Origin of the sequence: Pseudarthrobacter sp. CCNWLW217, assembly GCF_037203985.1 — a bacterium.
Classification (GTDB): domain Bacteria; phylum Actinomycetota; class Actinomycetes; order Actinomycetales; family Micrococcaceae; genus Arthrobacter.
The window spans coordinates 124,265-143,558 of record NZ_JBBCBT010000006.1 but is presented as its reverse complement, the minus strand read 5'-3'; the positions used below and the strand labels follow the sequence as shown (position 1 = coordinate 143,558).

The following is a 19,294-nucleotide window of genomic DNA, read 5'->3' as shown; positions in this document are numbered from 1 at the left end:
CTCGTCATCGCAAAAGCCCTTCGTAGTGACGTTGTTGTAGCTGCGCGTCAATCTGCTTGACCGTCTCCAGGCCCACACCCACCATGATCAGGATCGACGTACCGCCGAACGGGAAGTTCTGGTTCGCGTTGATCAGGACCAGGGCGACGAGCGGGATCAGTGCCACAAAGCCCAGGTACAGGGCGCCGGGCAGGGTGATCCTGGACAGGACGTACTGCAGGTAGTCCGCCGTCGGCTTGCCAGCCCGGATGCCCGGGATGAAGCCGCCGTACTTCTTCATGTTGTCCGAGACCTCTTCAGGGTTGAAGGTGATCGCGACATAGAAGTAGGTGAAAAACACAATCATGGCGAAGTAGAGCGCCATGTAAATCGGGTGGTCACCGCGGGTGAGGTTGTTGTTGATCCACTCCACCCACGGGGCCATTGTCTCGCCCTGCTTGGGCTGGTTGAACTGCGCAATCAGGCCCGGCAGGTAGAGCATGGACGACGCGAAGATCACGGGGACCACGCCGGCCATGTTGACCTTGATGGGGATGTACGTGCTGGTGCCGCCCACAGTGCGGCGTCCAATCATCCGCTTGGCGTACTGCACCGGGACGCGACGCTGGGACTGCTCCACAAAGACCACCAGGGCAACGGTGACCAGGCCAATGGCCAGGACCATAAAGAACGTGCCCGGACCCTGCGAGGTCCAGATAGCGCCCAGGGAGGTGGGGAAGCTTGCGGCGATGGAGGTGAAGATAAGCAGCGACATGCCGTTGCCCACACCCTTTTCGGTGACGAGCTCGCCCATCCACATGATCAGGCCGGTGCCGGCCGTCAGCGTGATGATGATCAGGATGGTGGTGATCACGCTGGTGTCCGGGATGATGTCCAGCGCACAGCCTGGCAGGAGCTGGCCTGAACGTGCCAGCGACACTAGTGTCGTGGCGTTGAGCAGGCCCAGGGCGATGGTGAGGTACCGCGTGTATTGGGTCAGCTTGGACTGCCCGGAGGCGCCCTCCTCGTACAGCTGCTGGAACCGGGGAATGACCACCCGGAGCAGTTGAACGATGATGCTGGCCGTGATGTACGGCATGATGCCCAGCGCGAAGATGGACACCTGAAGCAATGCACCGCCGCTGAACAGGTTAACGAGCTGGTAGAGCCCGCCTGCGGTCTGACCGTTCTGCAAGCATTGCTGGACATTCTGGTAGTTCACACCAGGCGAGGGAATGAAGGCACCCAAGCGGAAGATGGTGATGATTCCCAGCGTGAACAACAACTTGCGTCGCAGATCAGGCGTGCGAAAGGCCCGGCCAAATGCGCTAAGCAAGCGTCCTCCTGTGGTGTAAATAAGAGTGGGGTGATGGGAGTCAATAAATCCCAACAACCGAGTCTAACGGTTGTATGCGCCATGCGAACAATCCGTCAGGGCGCCCATGCGGCGAACGGACGGAAATAGTCGGCCGGCGGGATGTGAAAAAACTCCCGGTACGCAGAGCCTGGGGCCCTGCCTACCGGGAGTTCACAACGGGCGTTCGCCCACCGCCTCGTTAGAGGGCGGTGGTGCTTCCGCCTGCTGCAGCAATCTTTTCTGCGGCGCTGGCCGAGAATGCGTGGGCGGTGACGTCAACCTTGACGGTGATGTCGCCGGTGCCAAGCACCTTGACGGGCTGGTTCTTGCGAACGGCACCCTTTTCGACCAGGTTCTCCACGGTGACTGCGCCACCTTCCGGGAACAGCTCGTTGAGCTTGTCCAGGTTTACAACCTGGAACTCAACCCGGAACGGGTTCTTGAAGCCGCGCAGCTTCGGCAGGCGCATGTGCAGCGGCAGCTGGCCGCCGGCAAAGCCAGCCTTGATCTGGTAGCGGGCCTTCGTACCCTTGGTACCGCGGCCAGCGGTCTTACCCTTGGAACCTTCACCACGACCAACGCGGGTCTTGGCGGTCTTGGCACCCGGGGCGGGACGCAGGTGGTGGACCTTCAGAGCGTTCTGCTTCTCAGCAGTCGCGCTCTGTGCCTTCTCAGCAGTGTTTTTCTCTGCCATTTACTTCGCCTCCTCTACCTTTACCAGGTGCGGAACCGTGTTGAGCATTCCAACGGTCACGGCGTCGGCGGTGCGGACAACGGTGTGTCCGATCCGCTTCAGGCCGAGGGACCGAAGGGTGTCGCGCTGGTTCTGCTTGCCGCCAATGACGGACTTGATCTGAGTGATCTCCAACTGGACGTCGGAGGGAATCAGGTTCTTAGCCATAACTTAGACACCCGCCTTCTGGTTCAGGAGAGCCTTCACCATTGCCGGCGGAGCAACCTCGTCCAGGGGCAGGCCGCGGCGTGCTGCCACTGCTGCCGGCTCTTCGAGGCGCTTCAGGGCATCAACGGTCGCGTGAACGATGTTGATGGCGTTCGAGGAACCGAGCGACTTGGAGAGGATGTCGTGGATGCCCACGCACTCCAGTACTGCACGGACCGGGCCACCGGCGATAACACCGGTACCGGCGGAAGCCGGACGCAGCATTACGACGCCGGCAGCAGCCTCACCCTGAACGCGGTGCGGGATGGTGTTGCCAATGCGGGGAACGCGGAAGAAGGACTTCTTGGCCTCTTCAACGCCCTTCGCGATTGCGGCAGGAACTTCCTTAGCCTTGCCGTAGCCAACGCCGACCATACCGTTGCCGTCACCAACGACGACCAGAGCGGTGAAGCTGAAGCGACGACCACCCTTGACGACCTTGGAAACGCGGTTGATGGTAACAACGCGCTCTACGAACTGGCTCTTCTCAGCTTCACGGCCGCCGTCGCGGCCGCCACGGCCACCACGGTCGCCGCGGCCCTGGCCACGGTCTCCACGCTCGCCACGACGAGCGCCACCACGGCGGTCATCGGCAGCAGCGGGAGCAGTGGTCTCAGTGGCCGGAGCAGCTACGGCTTCAGTCGCCTTCTGATCTGCAGACACAGTGTCCTTTTCCTTGTTTGCTTCCGTCACAGTGACAGCCCACCTTCACGTGCACCGTCAGCGACGGCGGCGATCCGGCCGTGGTACTTGTTACCACCGCGGTCGAAGACAACAGCTTCGATACCGGCAGCCTTGGCACGCTCGGCGACGAGCTCGCCAACGCGCTTGGCCTTGGCAGTCTTGTCACCGTCGAATGCACGAAGGTCGGCTTCCAGTGTGGACGCGCTCGCTACGGTCAGGCCCTTGGTGTCATCGACAACCTGGACGAATACGTGGCGTGCGGAACGGTTGACGACCAGACGAGGACGTACAGCCGTACCGGAGATGCGCTTGCGGATACGAAGCTGGCGACGGCTGCGCGAAGCAGACTTGCTCTTGTTCGTACGCTTCTTATTAATTGAGATGGCCATGGTTACTTACCAGCCTTTCCGACCTTGCGGCGGATGACTTCGCCGGCGTAACGGATGCCCTTGCCCTTATAGGGGTCCGGCTTCCGCAGCTTGCGAATGTTGGCAGCAACCTCGCCGACCTGCTGCTTGTTGATACCTGAAACAGAGAGCTTGGTCGGGGTCTCAACTGCAAAGGTGATGCCCTCCGGTGCGGAGACATTTACCGGGTGGCTGAAGCCGAGAGCGAACTCAAGGTCAGATCCCTTGGCCTGAACGCGGTAACCAGTACCAACGATTTCAAGCTTCTTCTCGTAGCCCTTGGTTACGCCCTCGATCATGTTGGAGATCAGGGTGCGGGTCAGGCCGTGGAGTGAACGGGAGGCGCGCTCGTCGTTCGGGCGGGCGACAGTCAGGGTGTCTGCTTCCAGGGAAACCTCGATCGGGCTGGCCACAGTGTGGTTCAGCTCGCCTTTGGAACCCTTGACGCTGACGACAGAGCCGTCAACCTTGACCTCAACGCCGGCAGGAACGGTGATGGGGAGACGTCCAATACGTGACATTATTCTCTTCCTTTCCCGTTACCAGACGTAAGCGAGGACTTCGCCGCCCACGCCCTTCTTGCCGGCCTGCTTGTCAGTCAGGAGGCCGGAAGAGGTGGACAGGATTGCGACACCCAGGCCACCGAGCACGTGCGGCAGGTTGGTGGACTTTGCGTAAACACGCAGTCCCGGCTTGGAAATACGACGAACGCCAGCGATTGAACGCTCGCGGTTCGGACCGAACTTGAGCTCGAGGGTCAGCTTCTTGCCAACCTCAGCGTCTTCTTCTTTCCAGGAGGCGATGTAACCTTCGGCCTTCAGGATGTCGGCAACGCGTGCCTTGAGCTTGCTGTACGGCATGGTCACGGAATCGTGGTATGCCGAGTTTGCGTTGCGCAGACGCGTAAGCATGTCTGCGACAGGATCTGTCATTGTCATTTTGGGCTCTTGCCCTTCCTCATAACGGTTTCCTCGCTGCTGCCTAAAGCCTCAGCGAAGGACCTGTTACGTAGTTAGATTAGTCTTCGGCCTTGAACGGGAAACCAAGCGCCTTCAGCAGCGCGCGGCCTTCGTCATCGGTCTTGGCAGTGGTAACAACCGTGATGTCCATACCGCGGACGCGGTCGATGGAATCCTGGTCGATTTCGTGGAACATAACCTGCTCGGTCAGACCGAAGGTGTAGTTGCCGTTGCCATCGAACTGCTTGCCGCTGAGGCCGCGGAAGTCGCGGATACGGGGCAGAGCCAGCGTGACCAGACGATCCAGGAATTCCCACATGCGGTCTCCACGCAGGGTAGCGTGGGCGCCGATGGGCATGCCTTCGCGCAGCTTGAACTGTGCGATCGACTTGCGGGCCTTGGTTACCTGCGGCTTCTGGCCGGTGATCAGGGTCAGATCGCGGACAGCGCCGTCGATCAGCTTGGAGTCCTTAGCGGCATCTCCAACACCCATGTTCACAACGACCTTCACCAGGCGGGGAACCTGGTTGACGTTCTCGTACTTGAATTCCTCAATGAGCGTGCTCTTGATGGAATCGGCGTACTTGGTCTTCAGACGAGGAACGATCTTCGTTGCCGGAGTCTCGAGAGTCTCAGTCATTAGATGTCCTTCCCGGAGCTCTTGGCCACGCGTACACGCACTTCGCGCTTCACGCCATTGCGCTCAACGGTCTCGGTGCGGAAACCAACGCGGGTGGGCTTCTTGGTGGACGGGTCAACCAGAGCCACGTTGGAGATGTGGATCGAAGCTTCGACAACCTCGATGCCACCGGTCTTGGTGCCGCGCTGCGACTGACCGACCTTGGTGTGCTTGGTTACGCGGTTAATGCCTTCGACCAACACGCGGTTGCTCTCCGGGAATACGCGCAGAACCTTGCCCTGCTTGCCTTTGTCGCCGCCGCGCTCAGCCTTGGCGCCAGTGATGACCTGAACGAGGTCACCCTTCTTGATCTTAGCCATGGACTAGAGCACCTCCGGAGCCAGAGAAACGATCTTCATGAACTTCTTGTCACGGAGTTCACGACCAACCGGTCCGAAGATACGGGTACCGCGGGGGTCACCGTCAGCCTTCAGGATCACAGCTGCGTTCTCGTCAAACTTGATGTAGGAACCATCCGCACGGCGGCGTTCCTTCTTGGTACGGACGATGACTGCCTTGACAACATCGCCCTTCTTTACGTTGCCGCCCGGAATTGCGTCCTTGACGGTAGCGACGATGACGTCGCCAATGCCTGCGTAGCGACGGCCAGATCCACCGAGAACGCGAATGGTAAGGATTTCCTTAGCACCCGTGTTGTCGGCGACCTTGAGTCGCGACTCCTGCTGAATCACTATTTACTCCTTGCGTCGCGCTGGTTCTCAGACCGAAAATCTTCCTACGGAATGAGCCTTGCGGAACGGTTGATCGGGGTGTCTCTTGACCTGCCTGGATTTTGCCAGACCAGGCCTAAACGCCCGTGCCAAAAACATTTGCTTCCCAAGCGAATTGGACGCAGTCCAAGTGCAAGGGGGCACTATGCCGTGGCACGATTGTTTACGAGGTTTGATGACGGCGCACAAAAGGCGCCATACAAACTCAATATCCTAGCACAGATCGGGTCAGTCCCCATATCACAGGCCAGGCCGCTGCATCAAAGAACGACGGCGTCAGGCACGGCATTCTTTCGGCGCACCGCCGGTGCCGCTCCCCCGCGAACCCGGGCCGCCGCCGTCGTACGTTCCGTGAAAATGTGCTGGGCGTGACGCCCTCAGCCGCCCGTCCCGGAAATGAGGAAACCCCCGTTCCCAAAGGGAACGGGGGTTTCCGGGGCATAGCCCAGCAGCACAGCTGCAGGTGTTACTTAGCCTTCTCGAGAATCTCCACGAGCCGCCAGTTCTTCGTGGCGGACAGCGGGCGGGTCTCAGCGATGACTACGAGGTCGCCGATGCCGGCGATGTTCTCTTCGTCGTGAGCCTTGACCTTCGAGGTGCGGCGGATGACCTTGCCGTAGAGGGCGTGCTTCACGCGGTCTTCAACCTGGACAACGATGGTCTTTTCCATCTTGTCCGAAACCACGTAGCCGCGACGCGTCTTACGGTAACCGCGCTGCTCAGCCGTAGCTGCCGTAGCAGTTTCCGTCACGTTCTCGTCCTTTTCACTCACTTGGCATCCTCCTCGGTCTCAACCGTTTCAGCCTTTTCGGCCTTCTTGGTTGTTGCCTTCTTGGACTTCTTTTCTTCCTTGGCTTCCACAACCGGTGCGGCAACCTCGGCACGAATGCCCAGCTCGCGTTCACGGAGAACGGTGTAGATGCGTGCGATGTCCTTCTTTACCGCGCGCAGACGACCGTGGTTCTCCAGCTGGCCGGTGGCGGACTGGAAACGCAGGTTGAACAGCTCTTCCTTAGCCTTGCGGAGTTCTTCAACGAGACGCTCGTTGTCGAAACCGTCCAGCTGTGCGGGAGCGAGTTCCTTGGATCCTACTGCCATTTCTATTCACCACCTTCGCGACGCAGAATGCGTGCCTTCAACGGGAGCTTGTGGATTGCCAGGCGCAGGGCCTCGCGTGCCACCGATTCTTCGACACCGGAGATCTCAAAGAGAACCCGGCCCGGCTTGACGTTGGCGACCCACCATTCCGGTGAACCCTTACCGGAACCCATGCGGGTTTCAGCAGGCTTCTTCGTCAGGGGACGGTCCGGGTAGATGTTGATCCAGACCTTACCGCCACGCTTGATGTGGCGGGTCATCGCGATACGTGCAGACTCGATCTGACGGTTGGTTACGTATGCCGGGCTCAGGGCCTGGATGCCGTACTCACCGAAGGAGACCTTGGTGCCGCCCGTAGCAGCGCCGGAACGACCCGGGTGGTGCTGCTTGCGGTGCTTGACTCGACGTGGGATAAGCATTTAAGCCTGTCCTCCTTCTACTGCAGCAGGTGCAGCCTCAACTGCCGGAGCCTCTGCAGCGGGAGCTGCTTCGGCGGCCGGACGGTCGGTACGACGGCGGCGGTCACCACGGTCAGCACCGCCCGGGCGGCCCGGACGGTCGCTGGCGCCGCGGCCACGGGACGGAGCAGCAGCTGCCTGCTGAGCCAGTTCCTTGGCGGTGACGTCACCCTTGTAGATCCAGACCTTCACGCCGATGCGGCCGAAGGTGGTCTTGGCCTCGTAGAAGCCGTAGTCGATGTTCGCACGGAGGGTGTGCAGGGGCACACGGCCTTCGCGGTAGAACTCCGAGCGGGACATTTCAGCGCCGCCCAGTCGACCCGAGCAGGCGATACGGATGCCCTTGGCACCTGCACGCTGCGCGGACTGCATGGCCTTCTTCATCGCACGGCGGAACGCCACGCGGGAAGTCAGCTGCTCAGCAACGCCCTGGGCAACAAGCTGTGCTTCCATCTCGGGGTTCTTGACCTCGAGGATGTTCAGCTGGACCTGCTTGCCGGTGAGCTTTTCGAGCTCGCCGCGGATGCGGTCTGCTTCGGCGCCGCGGCGGCCGATGACGATGCCCGGGCGTGCCGTGTGGATGTCCACGCGGACACGGTCACGGGTGCGCTCGATTTCGACCTTGGCGATACCGGCGCGCTCCATGCCAACAGACATGAGCTGGCGGATACGGATGTCTTCGCGAACGAAGTCCTTGTACCGCTGTCCGGCCTTGGTGCTGTCAGCGAACCAGTGCGATACGTGATCGGTGGTGATGCCGAGTCGGAACCCGTGCGGGTTTACTTTCTGTCCCACTTAGCGAGCCTCCTCTTTCTCCGGGGTAGCGACTACCACGGTGATGTGGCTGGTGCGCTTCTTGATCTGAAATGCACGACCCTGGGCACGCGGCTGGAACCGCTTCATGGTCGGGCCTTCATCAACAAACGCTTCGCTGATGATGAGGTCACCTTCGTCAAACGCCACGCCGTCGCGGTCCGCGAGGACCCGGGCGTTGGAGATTGCCGACTGAACTACCTTGAATACCGGCTCAGAAGCTGCCTGGGGGGCAAACTTCAGAATTGCCAGAGCCTCGTTCGCTTGCTTACCACGAACAAGGTTGACGACGCGCCGGGCCTTCATAGGCGTTACGCGGATGTGACGCGCAATTGCCTTGGCTTCCATTGCTTTCCTTCTCTCGTCTATGACGTAAGTGCAGGCGCCTAGCGGCGCTTGCCCTTACGGTCGTCCTTGACATGGCCGCGGAATGTCCGCGTGGGAGCGAATTCGCCGAGCTTGTGCCCGACCATCGACTCGGTGACAAACACCGGAATGTGCTTGCGTCCGTCATGTACGGCGATCGTGTGCCCGAGCATGTCGGGGATGATCATCGAACGGCGGGACCAGGTCTTAATGACGTTCTTGGTGCCCTTTTCGTTTTCCCTATCCACCTTCACAAAGAGGTGCTGGTCAACGAAGGGACCTTTTTTCAGGCTGCGTGGCATGTGTCCAGGCTCCTATCGCTTGTTCTTGCCAGTACGACGGCGACGAACAATAAGCTTGTCGCTCTCTTTGTTGGGGCGGCGGGTGCGGCCTTCACGCTTACCGTTCGGGTTGACGGGGTTACGTCCACCGGACGTCTTGCCCTCGCCACCACCGTGCGGGTGGTCAACCGGGTTCATGGCTACACCACGGACTGTCGGGCGGACGCCCTTCCAGCGCATGCGGCCAGCCTTGCCCCAGTTGATGTTCGACTGCTCTGCGTTGCCGACCTCGCCGACGGTTGCGCGGCAGCGCACGTCAACGTTGCGGATTTCGCCAGAAGGCAGTCGCAGCTGGGCGAAGCGGCCTTCCTTGGCTACAAGCTGGATCGATGCGCCGGCGGAGCGGCCCATCTTGGCGCCGCCACCCGGACGCAGTTCAACTGCGTGGATAACGGTACCCACCGGGATGTTGCGCAGGGGCAGGTTGTTGCCAGGCTTGATGTCAGCGTTGGCACCTGCTTCTACGAAGTCACCCTGGGAGAGCTTGTTCGGGGCGATGATGTAACGCTTGGTGCCATCAACGTAGTGCAGGAGGGCGATGCGAGCCGTACGGTTCGGATCGTACTCGATTTCGGCAACGCGGGCGTCAACGCCGTCCTTGTCGTGGCGACGGAAGTCGATCAGACGGTACTGGCGCTTGTGGCCGCCACCCTTGTGACGGGTTGTGATCTTACCGGTGTTGTTACGGCCGCCCTTTTTGGGCAGCGGACGTACCAACGACTTTTCCGGCGTCGACCGCGTGATTTCTGTGAAGTCCGCTACGCTCGAGCCACGACGGCCCGGGGTAGTCGGCTTGTATTTACGGATTCCCATAATTTATTTCCTCGTTAAAGTGGTCTCCGCTACGCGAGCGGACCGCCGAAGATGTCGATAGTGCCTTCTTTGAGGGTGACAATCGCACGCTTGGTGTTCTTGCGGGTACCCCATCCGAATTTGGTGCGCTTGCGCTTACCGGCACGGTTGATGGTGTTGATCGAGTCGACCTTGACGGAGAAAATCTTCTCCACGGCCAGCTTGATCTCGGTCTTGTTCGAGCGGGGGTCCACCAGGAAGGTGTACTTTCCCTCATCGATCAGGCCGTAGCTCTTTTCCGAAACGACGGGTGCAAGCACGACGTCGCGCGGGTCCTTGATGGTGGCTGCACTCACTTGGCATCCTCCTCGTTCTTTGCAGCCTTGTCAGCAACGAATGCTTCGTAGGCAGCCTTGGTGAAGACTACGTCGTCAGAAACGAGAACGTCGTAGGTGTTCAGCTGGTCTGCGTACAGAACGTGAACATCCTCGAGGTTGCGCACGGACAGTGCAGCAACATCGTTGGCGCGCTCAATGACAACGAGCAGGTTCTTGCGCTCGGAGACGCCGCGCAGCGTTGCCAGTGCTTCCTTGGAGGACGGCTTGGAGCCGGCAACCAGGTCAGCAACGACGTGGATGCGTCCGTTGCGGGCGCGGTCAGAGAGTGCGCCGCGCAGTGCAGCAGCAATCATCTTCTTGGGGGTGCGCTGGCTGTAGTCACGCGGTGTGGGACCGTGGACAACGCCACCGCCGGTCATGTGAGGAGCACGGATTGAACCCTGACGGGCGCGGCCGGTGCCCTTCTGCTTGAACGGCTTGCGGCCTGCACCGGAAACTTCGGCGCGGGTCTTGGTCTTGTGGGTACCCTGGCGAGCAGCAGCGAGCTGTGCAACGACGACCTGGTGCAGCAGCGGCACGTTGGTCTGAACGTCGAAGATCTCTGCAGGCAGGTCAACCTTGACAGTGTTAGCCATTGAACTAGGCTCCCTTCACGGCGGTGCGTACGAGTACGACCTGGCCGCGGGCGCCGGGAACGGCACCCTTGATCAGGAGCAGCGACTTCTCGACGTCAACAGCGTGAACGGTGAGGTTCAGCGTGGTGTGACGAACGGCGCCCATGCGGCCGGCCATTTTCATGCCCTTGAAGACGCGGCTCGGGGTGGATGCGCCACCGATTGAACCGGGCTTACGGTGGTTCTTGTGGGCACCGTGGGAAGCTCCAACGCCGTGGAAGCCGTGACGCTTCATAACACCGGCGAAGCCCTTACCCTTGGTGGTGCCGATAACGTCGATCTTCTGGCCGGCTTCGAAGAGCTCAACAGAAAGCTCCTGGCCCAGCTCGTAAGTGTCAGCATCTGCAGTGCGCAGTTCGACGACGTGGCGGCGAGGCGTGACGCCTGCCTTTTCAAAGTGACCAGCCAGCGGCTTGGTGACCTTGCGGGGATCGATCTGGCCGTAGCCGATCTGAACGGCGACGTAGCCATCGGTCTCTGCGTTGCGCAGCTGCGTGATGACGTTCGAATCTGCCTGGACCACAGTGACGGGGATGAGCTTGTTGTTCTCGTCCCAGACCTGGGTCATGCCGAGCTTCGTGCCCAGCAGGCCCTTTACGTTACGGGTTGCGGTCATAGTCTCTCAGCACCTCCCTACAGCTTGATTTCGATGTTCACGTCGGCAGGCAGGTCGAGACGCATAAGCGAGTCAACGGCCTTCGGCGTGGGATCGATGATGTCGATAAGACGCTTGTGCGTGCGCATTTCAAAGTGCTCGCGGCTGTCCTTGTACTTGTGCGGAGAGCGGATTACGCAGTAAACGTTCTTCTCCGTCGGAAGCGGCACGGGGCCAACTACCGTGGCGCCTGCGCGCGTGACCGTCTCAACGATCTTCCGGGCTGAAACGTCAATGACCTCGTGGTCATATGACTTCAGCCGGATGCGGATTTTTTGTCCCGCCATGTCGCCTGACTCTCTTTCAGTCTGTGCTTCCCCTGGTTGGGGCTGCCCTGTTCACTTACTCGTTGTGTGGCTGCCGAAGCATTTGAAGTCGTAACTACCACCCGCCGCACAAACTGAATCCGGATAAATCCGGGTTCCTCACCTTGCCGGCGCAACCGACCCCCGCGGTCGGGCGTGTCGCGATTTTCACGCATACAAATCCGCAGTTCCATGGGGAGTGGGTTATGTTTGGGCTTCAACTTGGACCCTGACACCCGGCATTATCCGGATCGGGACACGAAGAAGCGCTTGAACAACTCATCTAGTATGCCGGATATTATCGGCAGAAGCGAATCTGCTTGGCTTTCGTGCCCCTGGATCATTGCCTTCGGCAACCTGCGAATAGATGATGGGGGCATGACGGTCGAAAATGCTGCTTCCGTACGCGACCTCGCCGACCGGTTGCCGCCTTCCTTTAAGCTGGGCGTAGCCGCAGCCGCCTTCCAGATTGAGGGGGCCCTGGCCGAGGACGGACGTGGTCCCTCCGGCTGGGACGCCTTTGTGCAGAAGCCCGGCAGCATCATGGACGGCCACTCCCCTGCCGTGGCCTGCGACCACTACAACCGGTTCCCCGAGGACATCGCCCTCATGCGCGAGCTGGGCATCGATTCGTACCGCTTCTCCCTATCGTGGCCCCGGATCCAGCCGGACGGCCGCGGTGCCATCAACAGGCAGGGCCTGGACTTTTACGACCGGCTGATCGACCAGCTCCTTGAGGCGGGTATCTCGCCCATGGCCACCCTGTATCACTGGGATACTCCGCTGCCGCTGGAGCACGGCGGCGGCTGGATGAACCGCGCCACGGCCGAACGGTTTGCAGAGTACTGCGGGGTAGCCGGGAAGCACTTCGGTGACCGTGTCGACCAGTGGGTGACCCTGAATGAGCCCGTCTCAGTGACCCTCAACGGATATGCGCTGGGTGTCCATGCCCCCGGGCTGGCACTCATGTTCGACGCCTTGCCGTCGATCCACCACCAGCTCCTGGCCCACGGCCTGGGTGTCCAGGCCCTGCGCGCCGCGGGCGTCAAGGGCGGCGTGGGAGTAACCAATCTGCACTCACCGGTGCGACCCGCCAGTCGGAAGGTCGGCGACAGGCTCGTGGCGAGGCTGTACGACCTGCTGATGAACAGAATCTATGCAGACCCGGTGCTGCTGGGCAGGTACCCCAAGCTCCCCGTGGTGTCACGGCCCTGGCTCCATTCCATCGGAAAGCTTTCGGACGCTGACCTGAAGACCATCCACCAACCGCTGGACTTCTATGGCCTCAATTACTACTTCCCGGTGAAGGTGGCCCTCGGACGCGGCATTACCCCCATTCCCGCCGACACTCACAAGGCCGTTGCGCAATTGCCTTTCCACGAAGTGGGGTACCCGGAGTACCAGACCACGGGCTTCGGGTGGCCGGTGGCCCCCGCGCATCTGGGCATTCTCCTCGCGGAACTTCGGGACCGCTATGGGGATGCCTTGCCGCCGGTCTACATCACCGAAAGCGGCGCCAGCTTCCCGGAACCGGATCGCGTGGACGGCCCCCTCCAGGATGCGCGCCGGGTGAACTACATCGCCGATCACTTGCGGCAGGCGGTTGACGCGACGGCTCCAGGCGGAATCGCCGAGGGGCTCGACCTCCGTGGGTACTATGTCTGGACACTCATGGATAACTTTGAATGGGCCGCGGGCTACTCCCAGCGCTTCGGGCTGATCCACGTGGATTTTGAAACGCAGGAGCGGACGCCGAAGTCGTCCTTCTACTGGTACCAGGCCTTGAGCCGGGAGCGGAAGAGGCTGCCCGGCTGAGCACGCGGCAACCTCAAGGCTTGCAAGCGCCGTCTGCGCGCTATTGCCCTACTGGTTCTTTTTTGCCCGGTTGATGCGCTTGGCGCGGTCGATCTCATTCCGGAAATACTTCTTCGCCCAAAAAACACCGGCAATAACTGCAACCACAACAGCCAGGAAAATTAGCCATTCCATGATGTGCTCCTCTCGATGCAAGCAACAGTATCAGTGCTTGCTGAACGGCTCCCCGCCATCCGGCTGGTCAGGTGAAGGCTGTCCTGGGGACGGCTGCAGCGCCGGTTTCTCCCCGGCCGTTCCGCGGTTCAGCCGCCAGACTGCGAACACAATAAGCCCGACGGCGATCAGCGCCAGGAGCGCGAACGTGTACTGACGCATTGCCCAGAGAATGCATGCGGCCACTCCGGCGGCGCCCCACCAGACAAACAACCGTTCACCCAACCCCAGGCCGGCGAGCAGAAGCCCTGCGAAGAGGATTAGCACCCACAATTGTTGGCTGCCGCTACCGCCAAAAACAACACCCAGGGCGCTCAGCGTGAGCAGTCCGGCCGCGGCTCCCAGAAGGAGCCTGCCGGCATTCCGCTGTCCTGTAGTGAAGCGCAGGATCCCCAGGCCGGCCCCGGCGAGCACGTACCACTGGGCTACCCAGAACGGGTCAGGCAGGCCAAGCGAAAGGCTGTAGTTCTGCCCGTACTGCCCATCCAGGTCGAAGATGGCGGCCCGCTGCACCGCCGCCACGACCGCCACAAACCCAGTCTCGGCAACGATCCGGCGTGCCGTTCCCGGAGCTTCGAGGCAGGCTACTCCCACCGCCGCAGCCAAGGCAAAGGCTGCTGCCCATGCCGTCGCGTCGGGACGCACCCCGGTCAAGGCGACAATGCAAAGCCCCAGGAAGGCCCCTCCGGCCAAGGACCAGCGGCGCACGGGGTCGGCGGCCAGCTCTCCACTGCGGTACAGCCGTGCGCCATACAGTCCAGCAGCTGACAGTCCCGCGCCGCAAAGCCACGTAAGATACTGGCCCCACTCCCCCGGAACATCCCGGAAGGCAGCATCTGCCAGCTGCATGCCGCCGGCCAGGGCAGCAAGCGCGGCCGGTACGTACAGCCAGGGCAGCTCCTCAACATGCGAGGCCGTGAAGCACACCCCGGCGAGCACCAGGAGGGCAGCGCCCATGACCCAGCCCGTCGCCGTCGTGGACACAAACAGGGCGGTCAGGGCAAATGACCCGGCGGTCGTGAGCCAGAGCCAGTGGTCGACCTCCGTCACAGCAACGTTGCGCCCGCGCAGCATTACGCCTGCAAGTGAAGCGAGGATCGCCCCGAGCAACAGCACTGCCGCAGTGCCGGTGTAGTCGAGTACCGGAGCCGCCAGGAAGCTCGCGCTGCTCGCTCGGCTGCCAGAGGCGAAACTGACCACGGGCCCCAATGATAGGACCCCGAACAGCAGCGCATAGACGGCGAAGTAGAGGGAGCCTCGCGCCGCGAAGAACCGGCGCGCCACGACTGCCGAACATAGCAACAGTGCCAACTCCAGGAGCACCACCCAGCGTCCGCCGTCGTCGTCGGAAGTCCTCGCCCAGCCCAGCCGGGCCTGCCAGGCATAAGCGAGGGGAAGAAGGGCCTGGCCAGCGAGCGTGATCCAGACGGCCGCCTGCTGGAAAGGAACGTCAGCCAGCCGTGAACGCATCAGCCAGCGGATTCCGTGCTGGGCAGCCAGCACAAGCGCGAAGGTGACGGAGACGGCGGTCGGAGACGCCGTGGCGTCGTAACTGAGGACTGCAGCGAGGGCGGCCGTCAACAGCCTGGCTCCTGCAAAATACCAGCCCTTCCATAAGGGCTGGCCGGATGCCACCACCATCACCGCGGCAAACACGGCAAAGATTCCCAGCACGAGTTCAACCACCAACAGGTCACCGCCGCTGAATGCCAGCAGGACCACCAGCGACGACGGCGCGAACCAGACGGCGGCGCCCTTGCTCCTGAAAACGTACCCCGAGGCCACGGCGCAGGTTGCTGTCAGTGCAGCGACGAAGGGCGCTTGCCAACCGTCCGGGTCCAGCACCAACAGCAGCACAGACGCCATCAGCTGGAACAGCAGGACCACGCCCGGATCCGTGAGCACTCCCCGCGGAGCCTTCCCGCGCACAAAGGCGGAGACGGGGAATACCAGTTGGATGGCGAGGAAGAGGACCAACACTGTGGCAGGGCGGAGTACATCGCCGGCGATGACGGTTGGCCCTGCCTCACTCTGGAGAAGATCAAAAGCCGTCAGTACCAGCACCGTGGCTGCAACGCGGCCCAGCCACCAGTAGGTCCAGCGGTGTTGCTGCACCCGCATCCGCAGGCCGGAAGCGAGCAGGTATCCCAGGACCAGAAGCAGTGCGACGTTTCCGAAAGGCTGGCTCACAGCCAGGAAAGACACGGGGACACAAAGCGTGGAGGCCGCCAGAGGAAGGGCTTCCCAGATTGTGGCGTTCCACTCAAGCTCACTTGCAGGCCGGGGCACCATCAAGAGGCCAACCGCCATCGCGGTCAGGAGTTGAATGAGTACCGCTGCCCGGATCCAGTCGTGGGCCGGAGTCGTGTCAAGGAGCACCAGCAGGACAACGGCGGCCAGGGAGCCGCCACCTGCCCGCTCCAGGAACGCCGAGATCACCTGCTGACACACCAGCGCTACCAGCAGCCCGAAGACCGAAGTGATGATGCGGTCCGGGCCGGTGCCGATAACCGCGGCAACAGTGACAGGAACTGACAGGGTCAATGCCAACCTGGCGGCGAGTACGAGGTTCCTCCGGAGCTTGCTGGCCGCGAAGAACGCGCGGACTGCCCAGAAGACGAACGCCAGTGCCAGCATGACCGCCAACGGCCACGCGCCCAGGGCGTAGCCGAGCACTCCCGCGAGGAGCAGGGCGGCCACAGGAGCCCACTCGGCCGGGCCTCCCAGGCGTGTGGCCACAACAAAGCTGGTGGCCAGGGCACCGGCAACGGGTATCCACAGGGGAACCTCACCCACCTGGCCGAACGCGCCGTAGGGGTAATACTCGGCCGAAAGCACGAGGCCGCCGTACATCGCAGTGGCGAGCAGCTGGATAGTGAAGGTGGCCAGCGAGTCCACGAACCAGCGTCCATGCAGTGTGCCTGAGGACGGTTCGGCCCGGTTTTGCGGACGCTTAGCGCCTGGCATCCAGTGGCCTAACCAAGCGGAGGCAAGAGCCACGGCCACTGCCTGGACCGCGAGGATTGCTGCCGCAGCCAGTAAGGCATCACTTCCCCTGCCGGTCAGGTTCCAGATCTCGACTGCGGCGGCGATCGTCAGGGATACCCGCGCTGCGTAGAAGTTGGCGAGCCTGAGCCGACTGCCCGGCACGGCGGCCATCAGCCCAAAGTAGCAACCGCACATAGCCATAATGAGCGCGTACTCGGTCTTGTCCAACAGCAGCGGAACGCAAGTGGCTGCGGCTGCGACGGCAGGCACCACCAACGGATGCAACACCATGAGTGGCCTCGCATAGACCGGCGGAAGCCAGGCGGGCTTGGCGAGGGCCACTAGGGTCAGCAGTACGGCCACGCAGATCTGTGCGGCGAAGTACCAGACCAGCGCTCCTCCCAGGACTGACACCCCGGACCAAGCCGTAGACGCCACAAACGTCAGCGACAGGTAGACCAGCACCCGGCTTTCGAGGCGGACGGCGGCAGCGACGTAGGCGGCGGTCCCAATCAGTGAAGTGATCAGCCAGGCGGTGGGGCCGTGGTGGAGGGCGAAGTTGTACAGGGCGAGTCCCGTCACCGGGACCAGCGCCAGGCCCGTTCCCGCAAAGGCCACCGCCGCCGGCCTGAGGCGTGGCACCCGGCTATGGAGAACAAATCCCGCGGCATAGAAGGCGGCGGTAACTATGCAGACCCCGGCGAAGCGAAGCGTGGGGGGAAGACTGGTTCCGATGAACAGCGCCGCTGCTGCGACCAGGAGCAGGCTGGCGACGTAGAGCGTGATGTTGATGTTCTGCCGGTCCCGCTTCTCGCGCCGGGCCTGGCGTTCCGCGGCCGTCTGCGCCGGCTGCCTAGCCGGGTAGTTGGAGTACGGCGCTGCCGGACGGTCAACGTGGGGCCCTGGTGCCCGCCCGGATACTGGCGCGGCTTCCTGGGGACGGATCGTGGAGGCAGGGCGCCCGGGCACACGGGATGGCAGGGCGAAAGTCGGTTCCGCCGCCGGGACGGTCCCCGTCTGCGAACCCACATTGTAGGCCGCCGGGGGCGCGGGATGAACCCTGGGCTGGAAAGACGGCGCTGTGCCCGGTGCGGCCGGACTCGGGGCCGCAGGCTGCGTCGCCTCGATCTTGGCCATGGCGTCCAACCAGCCCTGGAGGTGCCCTGCACGGTAGCCCGCTTCATAAGATTCGTCCTGCATGATGAACCCTCTCCAACGGGCAGGATGAATCCGGCCCAATTAATCCAGTGATTGGATTAATCGTAGCAAAGAACAGCCCCGCTGCACTAGCAGCGGGGCTGTTTCCACACTTTCCGTCAGGACCGCTAGGCGGCCCTTCCGGTCAGGTCAATCAGGGATCAACAAGAATTACTTGATGATCTTGGTAACGCGTCCTGAACCAACGGTGCGGCCGCCTTCGCGGATAGCGAAGCCGAGGCCCTCTTCCATGGCGATCGGCTGGATGAGCGCAACGGTCATCTCAGTGTTGTCGCCAGGCATAACCATTTCCGTGCCTTCCGGCAGGGTGATAACGCCGGTTACGTCCGTGGTACGGAAGTAGAACTGCGGGCGGTAGTTGGAGTAGAACGGGTTGTGACGTCCGCCTTCGTCCTTGGAGAGGATGTAGACGTTAGCCTCGAAGTCGGTGTGCGGGGTGATGGAACCCGGCTTGACGACAACCTGGCCACGCTCTACGTCATCACGCTTCAGACCGCGGAGCAGGAGGCCACAGTTCTCGCCGGCCCATGCTTCGTCGAGCTGCTTGTGGAACATCTCGATACCGGTAACCGTGGTCTTCTGGACCGGGCGGATGCCGACGATCTCGACCTCGGAGTTGATGGCGAGGGTTCCACGCTCGGCGCGGCCCGTTACAACGGTGCCACGGCCGGTGATCGTGAAGACGTCTTCGATCGGCATCAGGAACGGCTTGTCACGGTCACGTACGGGGTCCGGAACGGACTCGTCAACAGCTTCCATGAGGTCCTCAACGGACTTGACCCAGACGGGGTCGCCTTCGAGGGCCTTCAGGCCGGAAACGCGAACAACAGGAGCGTCGTCGCCATCGAAGCCCTGAGCCGAAAGCAGCTCACGAACTTCCATTTCAACGAGGTCCAGCAGCTCTTCGTCGTCGACCATGTCCGACTTGTTCAGTGCAACCAGCAGGTAGGGAACGCCAACCTGGCGGGCGAGCAGGACGTGCTCGCGGGTCTGAGCCATCGGGCCGTCAGTGGCGGCAACCACGAGGATTGCACCGTCCATCTGTGCAGCACCGGTGATCATGTTCTTGATGTAGTCAGCGTGACCCGGTGCGTCTACGTGTGCGTAGTGGCGCTTCTCGGTCTGGTACTCAACGTGGGAGATGTTGATGGTAATGCCGCGCTGACGCTCTTCGGGAGCAGAGTCAATAGACGCGAAGTCGCGCTGCTCGTTGAGAGTCGGGTACTTGTCGTACAGCACCTTGGAAATGGCGGCCGTCAACGTCGTCTTACCGTGGTCAACGTGACCAATGGTGCCGATGTTAACGTGCGGCTTAGTCCGCTCGAACTTTGCCTTTGCCACAGGTTCCTCCTAGAACGTTTTCAAATGACTTACCCTTCAACCGCGCTTGTCGCGGCAGAAACTCAGGCAAGTCTACTTGGGGGGCTTTGGATTGGTGAAATTGCAGATTCAGGAACTAATACTAGTGCCTAGAGCCTGTTCGT

At 61.8% G+C, this 19,294-nt stretch carries 25 protein-coding genes; 1 reads left to right on the top strand and 24 read right to left on the bottom strand.

Annotated elements, in window-relative coordinates:
• Positions 1-4: 4 nt before the first annotated feature.
• The 21 genes from secY to rpsJ form a co-directional block, all read right to left on the bottom strand.
• Positions 5-1,315, bottom strand: a complete 1,311-nt coding sequence (gene secY / locus V9L18_RS09220; protein ID WP_337346875.1) for a preprotein translocase subunit SecY — start codon at positions 1,313-1,315, stop codon at positions 5-7.
• Between the two features lie 220 nt (positions 1,316-1,535).
• Positions 1,536-2,030, bottom strand: coding sequence for a 50S ribosomal protein L15 (rplO, locus tag V9L18_RS09215; protein ID WP_190987315.1), 495 nt, complete (start codon positions 2,028-2,030; stop codon positions 1,536-1,538).
• Positions 2,031-2,237, bottom strand: coding sequence for a 50S ribosomal protein L30 (gene rpmD / locus V9L18_RS09210; RefSeq protein ID WP_066293259.1), 207 nt, complete (start codon positions 2,235-2,237; stop codon positions 2,031-2,033).
• 3 nt (positions 2,238-2,240) lie between these two features.
• On the bottom strand, positions 2,241-2,969 hold the full coding sequence (gene rpsE, locus V9L18_RS09205) for a 30S ribosomal protein S5 (protein ID WP_066293261.1): 729 nt from the start codon (positions 2,967-2,969) through the stop codon (positions 2,241-2,243).
• Positions 2,966-3,349: a 50S ribosomal protein L18 gene (rplR, locus tag V9L18_RS09200; RefSeq protein ID WP_079596676.1), complete on the bottom strand. Its 384-nt coding sequence runs from the start codon at positions 3,347-3,349 to the stop codon at positions 2,966-2,968. The genes rpsE and rplR overlap by 4 nt, the downstream gene beginning before the upstream one ends.
• Before the next feature lie 2 nt (positions 3,350-3,351).
• Positions 3,352-3,888, bottom strand: a complete 537-nt coding sequence (gene rplF, locus V9L18_RS09195) for a 50S ribosomal protein L6 (protein WP_337346874.1) — start codon at positions 3,886-3,888, stop codon at positions 3,352-3,354.
• A gap of 18 nt (positions 3,889-3,906) precedes the next feature.
• Positions 3,907-4,305: a 30S ribosomal protein S8 gene (gene rpsH, locus V9L18_RS09190; RefSeq protein ID WP_018773673.1), complete on the bottom strand. Its 399-nt coding sequence runs from the start codon at positions 4,303-4,305 to the stop codon at positions 3,907-3,909.
• Positions 4,306-4,384: 79 nt separating this feature from the next.
• Positions 4,385-4,966: a 50S ribosomal protein L5 gene (gene rplE / locus V9L18_RS09185; RefSeq protein WP_066293276.1), complete on the bottom strand. Its 582-nt coding sequence runs from the start codon at positions 4,964-4,966 to the stop codon at positions 4,385-4,387.
• Positions 4,966-5,325, bottom strand: a complete 360-nt coding sequence (rplX, locus tag V9L18_RS09180) for a 50S ribosomal protein L24 (RefSeq protein ID WP_337346873.1) — start codon at positions 5,323-5,325, stop codon at positions 4,966-4,968. The genes rplE and rplX overlap by 1 nt, the downstream gene beginning before the upstream one ends.
• A gap of 3 nt (positions 5,326-5,328) precedes the next feature.
• Positions 5,329-5,697, bottom strand: a complete 369-nt coding sequence (gene rplN / locus V9L18_RS09175; RefSeq protein ID WP_024366126.1) for a 50S ribosomal protein L14 — start codon at positions 5,695-5,697, stop codon at positions 5,329-5,331.
• A 505-nt stretch (positions 5,698-6,202) separates the two neighbouring features.
• Positions 6,203-6,508: a 30S ribosomal protein S17 gene (rpsQ, locus tag V9L18_RS09170; RefSeq protein WP_066293283.1), complete on the bottom strand. Its 306-nt coding sequence runs from the start codon at positions 6,506-6,508 to the stop codon at positions 6,203-6,205.
• On the bottom strand, positions 6,505-6,834 hold the full coding sequence (gene rpmC, locus V9L18_RS09165) for a 50S ribosomal protein L29 (RefSeq protein ID WP_131131303.1): 330 nt from the start codon (positions 6,832-6,834) through the stop codon (positions 6,505-6,507). Before rpmC ends, rpsQ begins: the two co-directional genes overlap by 4 nt.
• A 2-nt stretch (positions 6,835-6,836) precedes the next feature.
• Positions 6,837-7,253 (bottom strand): 50S ribosomal protein L16, encoded by a 417-nt coding sequence (gene rplP, locus V9L18_RS09160; protein WP_013601829.1) that lies wholly within the window; start codon positions 7,251-7,253, stop codon positions 6,837-6,839.
• Positions 7,254-8,087, bottom strand: coding sequence for a 30S ribosomal protein S3 (rpsC, locus tag V9L18_RS09155; RefSeq protein ID WP_131131302.1), 834 nt, complete (start codon positions 8,085-8,087; stop codon positions 7,254-7,256).
• Positions 8,088-8,453 carry a 50S ribosomal protein L22 gene (gene rplV, locus V9L18_RS09150; RefSeq protein WP_003803798.1) on the bottom strand — a complete coding sequence of 122 codons (366 nt, stop codon included), beginning with the start codon at positions 8,451-8,453 and terminating at the stop codon, positions 8,088-8,090.
• Positions 8,454-8,491: 38 nt separating this feature from the next.
• Entirely contained in the window at positions 8,492-8,773 is a 282-nt protein-coding gene (gene rpsS / locus V9L18_RS09145; protein ID WP_011692805.1) for a 30S ribosomal protein S19, read from the bottom strand.
• 12 nt (positions 8,774-8,785) lie between these two features.
• The gene (rplB, locus tag V9L18_RS09140; protein WP_066293289.1) at positions 8,786-9,625 is read right to left on the bottom strand and encodes a 50S ribosomal protein L2; all 840 of its coding nucleotides are present in this window, start codon (positions 9,623-9,625) and stop codon (positions 8,786-8,788) included.
• Positions 9,626-9,654: 29 nt separating this feature from the next.
• Positions 9,655-9,960: a 50S ribosomal protein L23 gene (gene rplW, locus V9L18_RS09135; protein ID WP_066293292.1), complete on the bottom strand. Its 306-nt coding sequence runs from the start codon at positions 9,958-9,960 to the stop codon at positions 9,655-9,657.
• Positions 9,957-10,577, bottom strand: a complete 621-nt coding sequence (rplD, locus tag V9L18_RS09130) for a 50S ribosomal protein L4 (protein WP_066293296.1) — start codon at positions 10,575-10,577, stop codon at positions 9,957-9,959. Before rplD ends, rplW begins: the two co-directional genes overlap by 4 nt.
• Before the next feature lie 4 nt (positions 10,578-10,581).
• The gene (gene rplC, locus V9L18_RS09125; protein WP_337346872.1) at positions 10,582-11,232 is read right to left on the bottom strand and encodes a 50S ribosomal protein L3; all 651 of its coding nucleotides are present in this window, start codon (positions 11,230-11,232) and stop codon (positions 10,582-10,584) included.
• A 17-nt stretch (positions 11,233-11,249) separates the two neighbouring features.
• On the bottom strand, positions 11,250-11,558 hold the full coding sequence (gene rpsJ, locus V9L18_RS09120; protein WP_003803825.1) for a 30S ribosomal protein S10: 309 nt from the start codon (positions 11,556-11,558) through the stop codon (positions 11,250-11,252).
• 396 nt (positions 11,559-11,954) lie between these two features.
• On the opposite strand from rpsJ, the gene V9L18_RS09115 reads away from it, so the two are divergent.
• A complete protein-coding gene (locus tag V9L18_RS09115) occupies positions 11,955-13,391 on the top strand; it encodes a GH1 family beta-glucosidase (protein WP_337346871.1) in 1,437 nt (478 codons plus the stop codon).
• Positions 13,392-13,439: 48 nt separating this feature from the next.
• Here V9L18_RS09115 and V9L18_RS09110 read toward each other — a convergent pair whose 3' ends face one another.
• The 3 genes from V9L18_RS09110 to tuf all read right to left on the bottom strand — a co-directional run bounded on the left by V9L18_RS09110 (position 13,440) and on the right by tuf (position 19,151).
• Positions 13,440-13,565, bottom strand: coding sequence for a hypothetical protein (locus tag V9L18_RS09110; RefSeq protein WP_337346870.1), 126 nt, complete (start codon positions 13,563-13,565; stop codon positions 13,440-13,442).
• Between the two features lie 30 nt (positions 13,566-13,595).
• On the bottom strand, positions 13,596-17,792 hold the full coding sequence (locus V9L18_RS09105) for a hypothetical protein (protein ID WP_337346869.1): 4,197 nt from the start codon (positions 17,790-17,792) through the stop codon (positions 13,596-13,598).
• A gap of 168 nt (positions 17,793-17,960) precedes the next feature.
• Positions 17,961-19,151: an elongation factor Tu gene (gene tuf, locus V9L18_RS09100; protein ID WP_078027241.1), complete on the bottom strand. Its 1,191-nt coding sequence runs from the start codon at positions 19,149-19,151 to the stop codon at positions 17,961-17,963.
• Between the last annotated feature and the right edge of the window lie 143 nt (positions 19,152-19,294).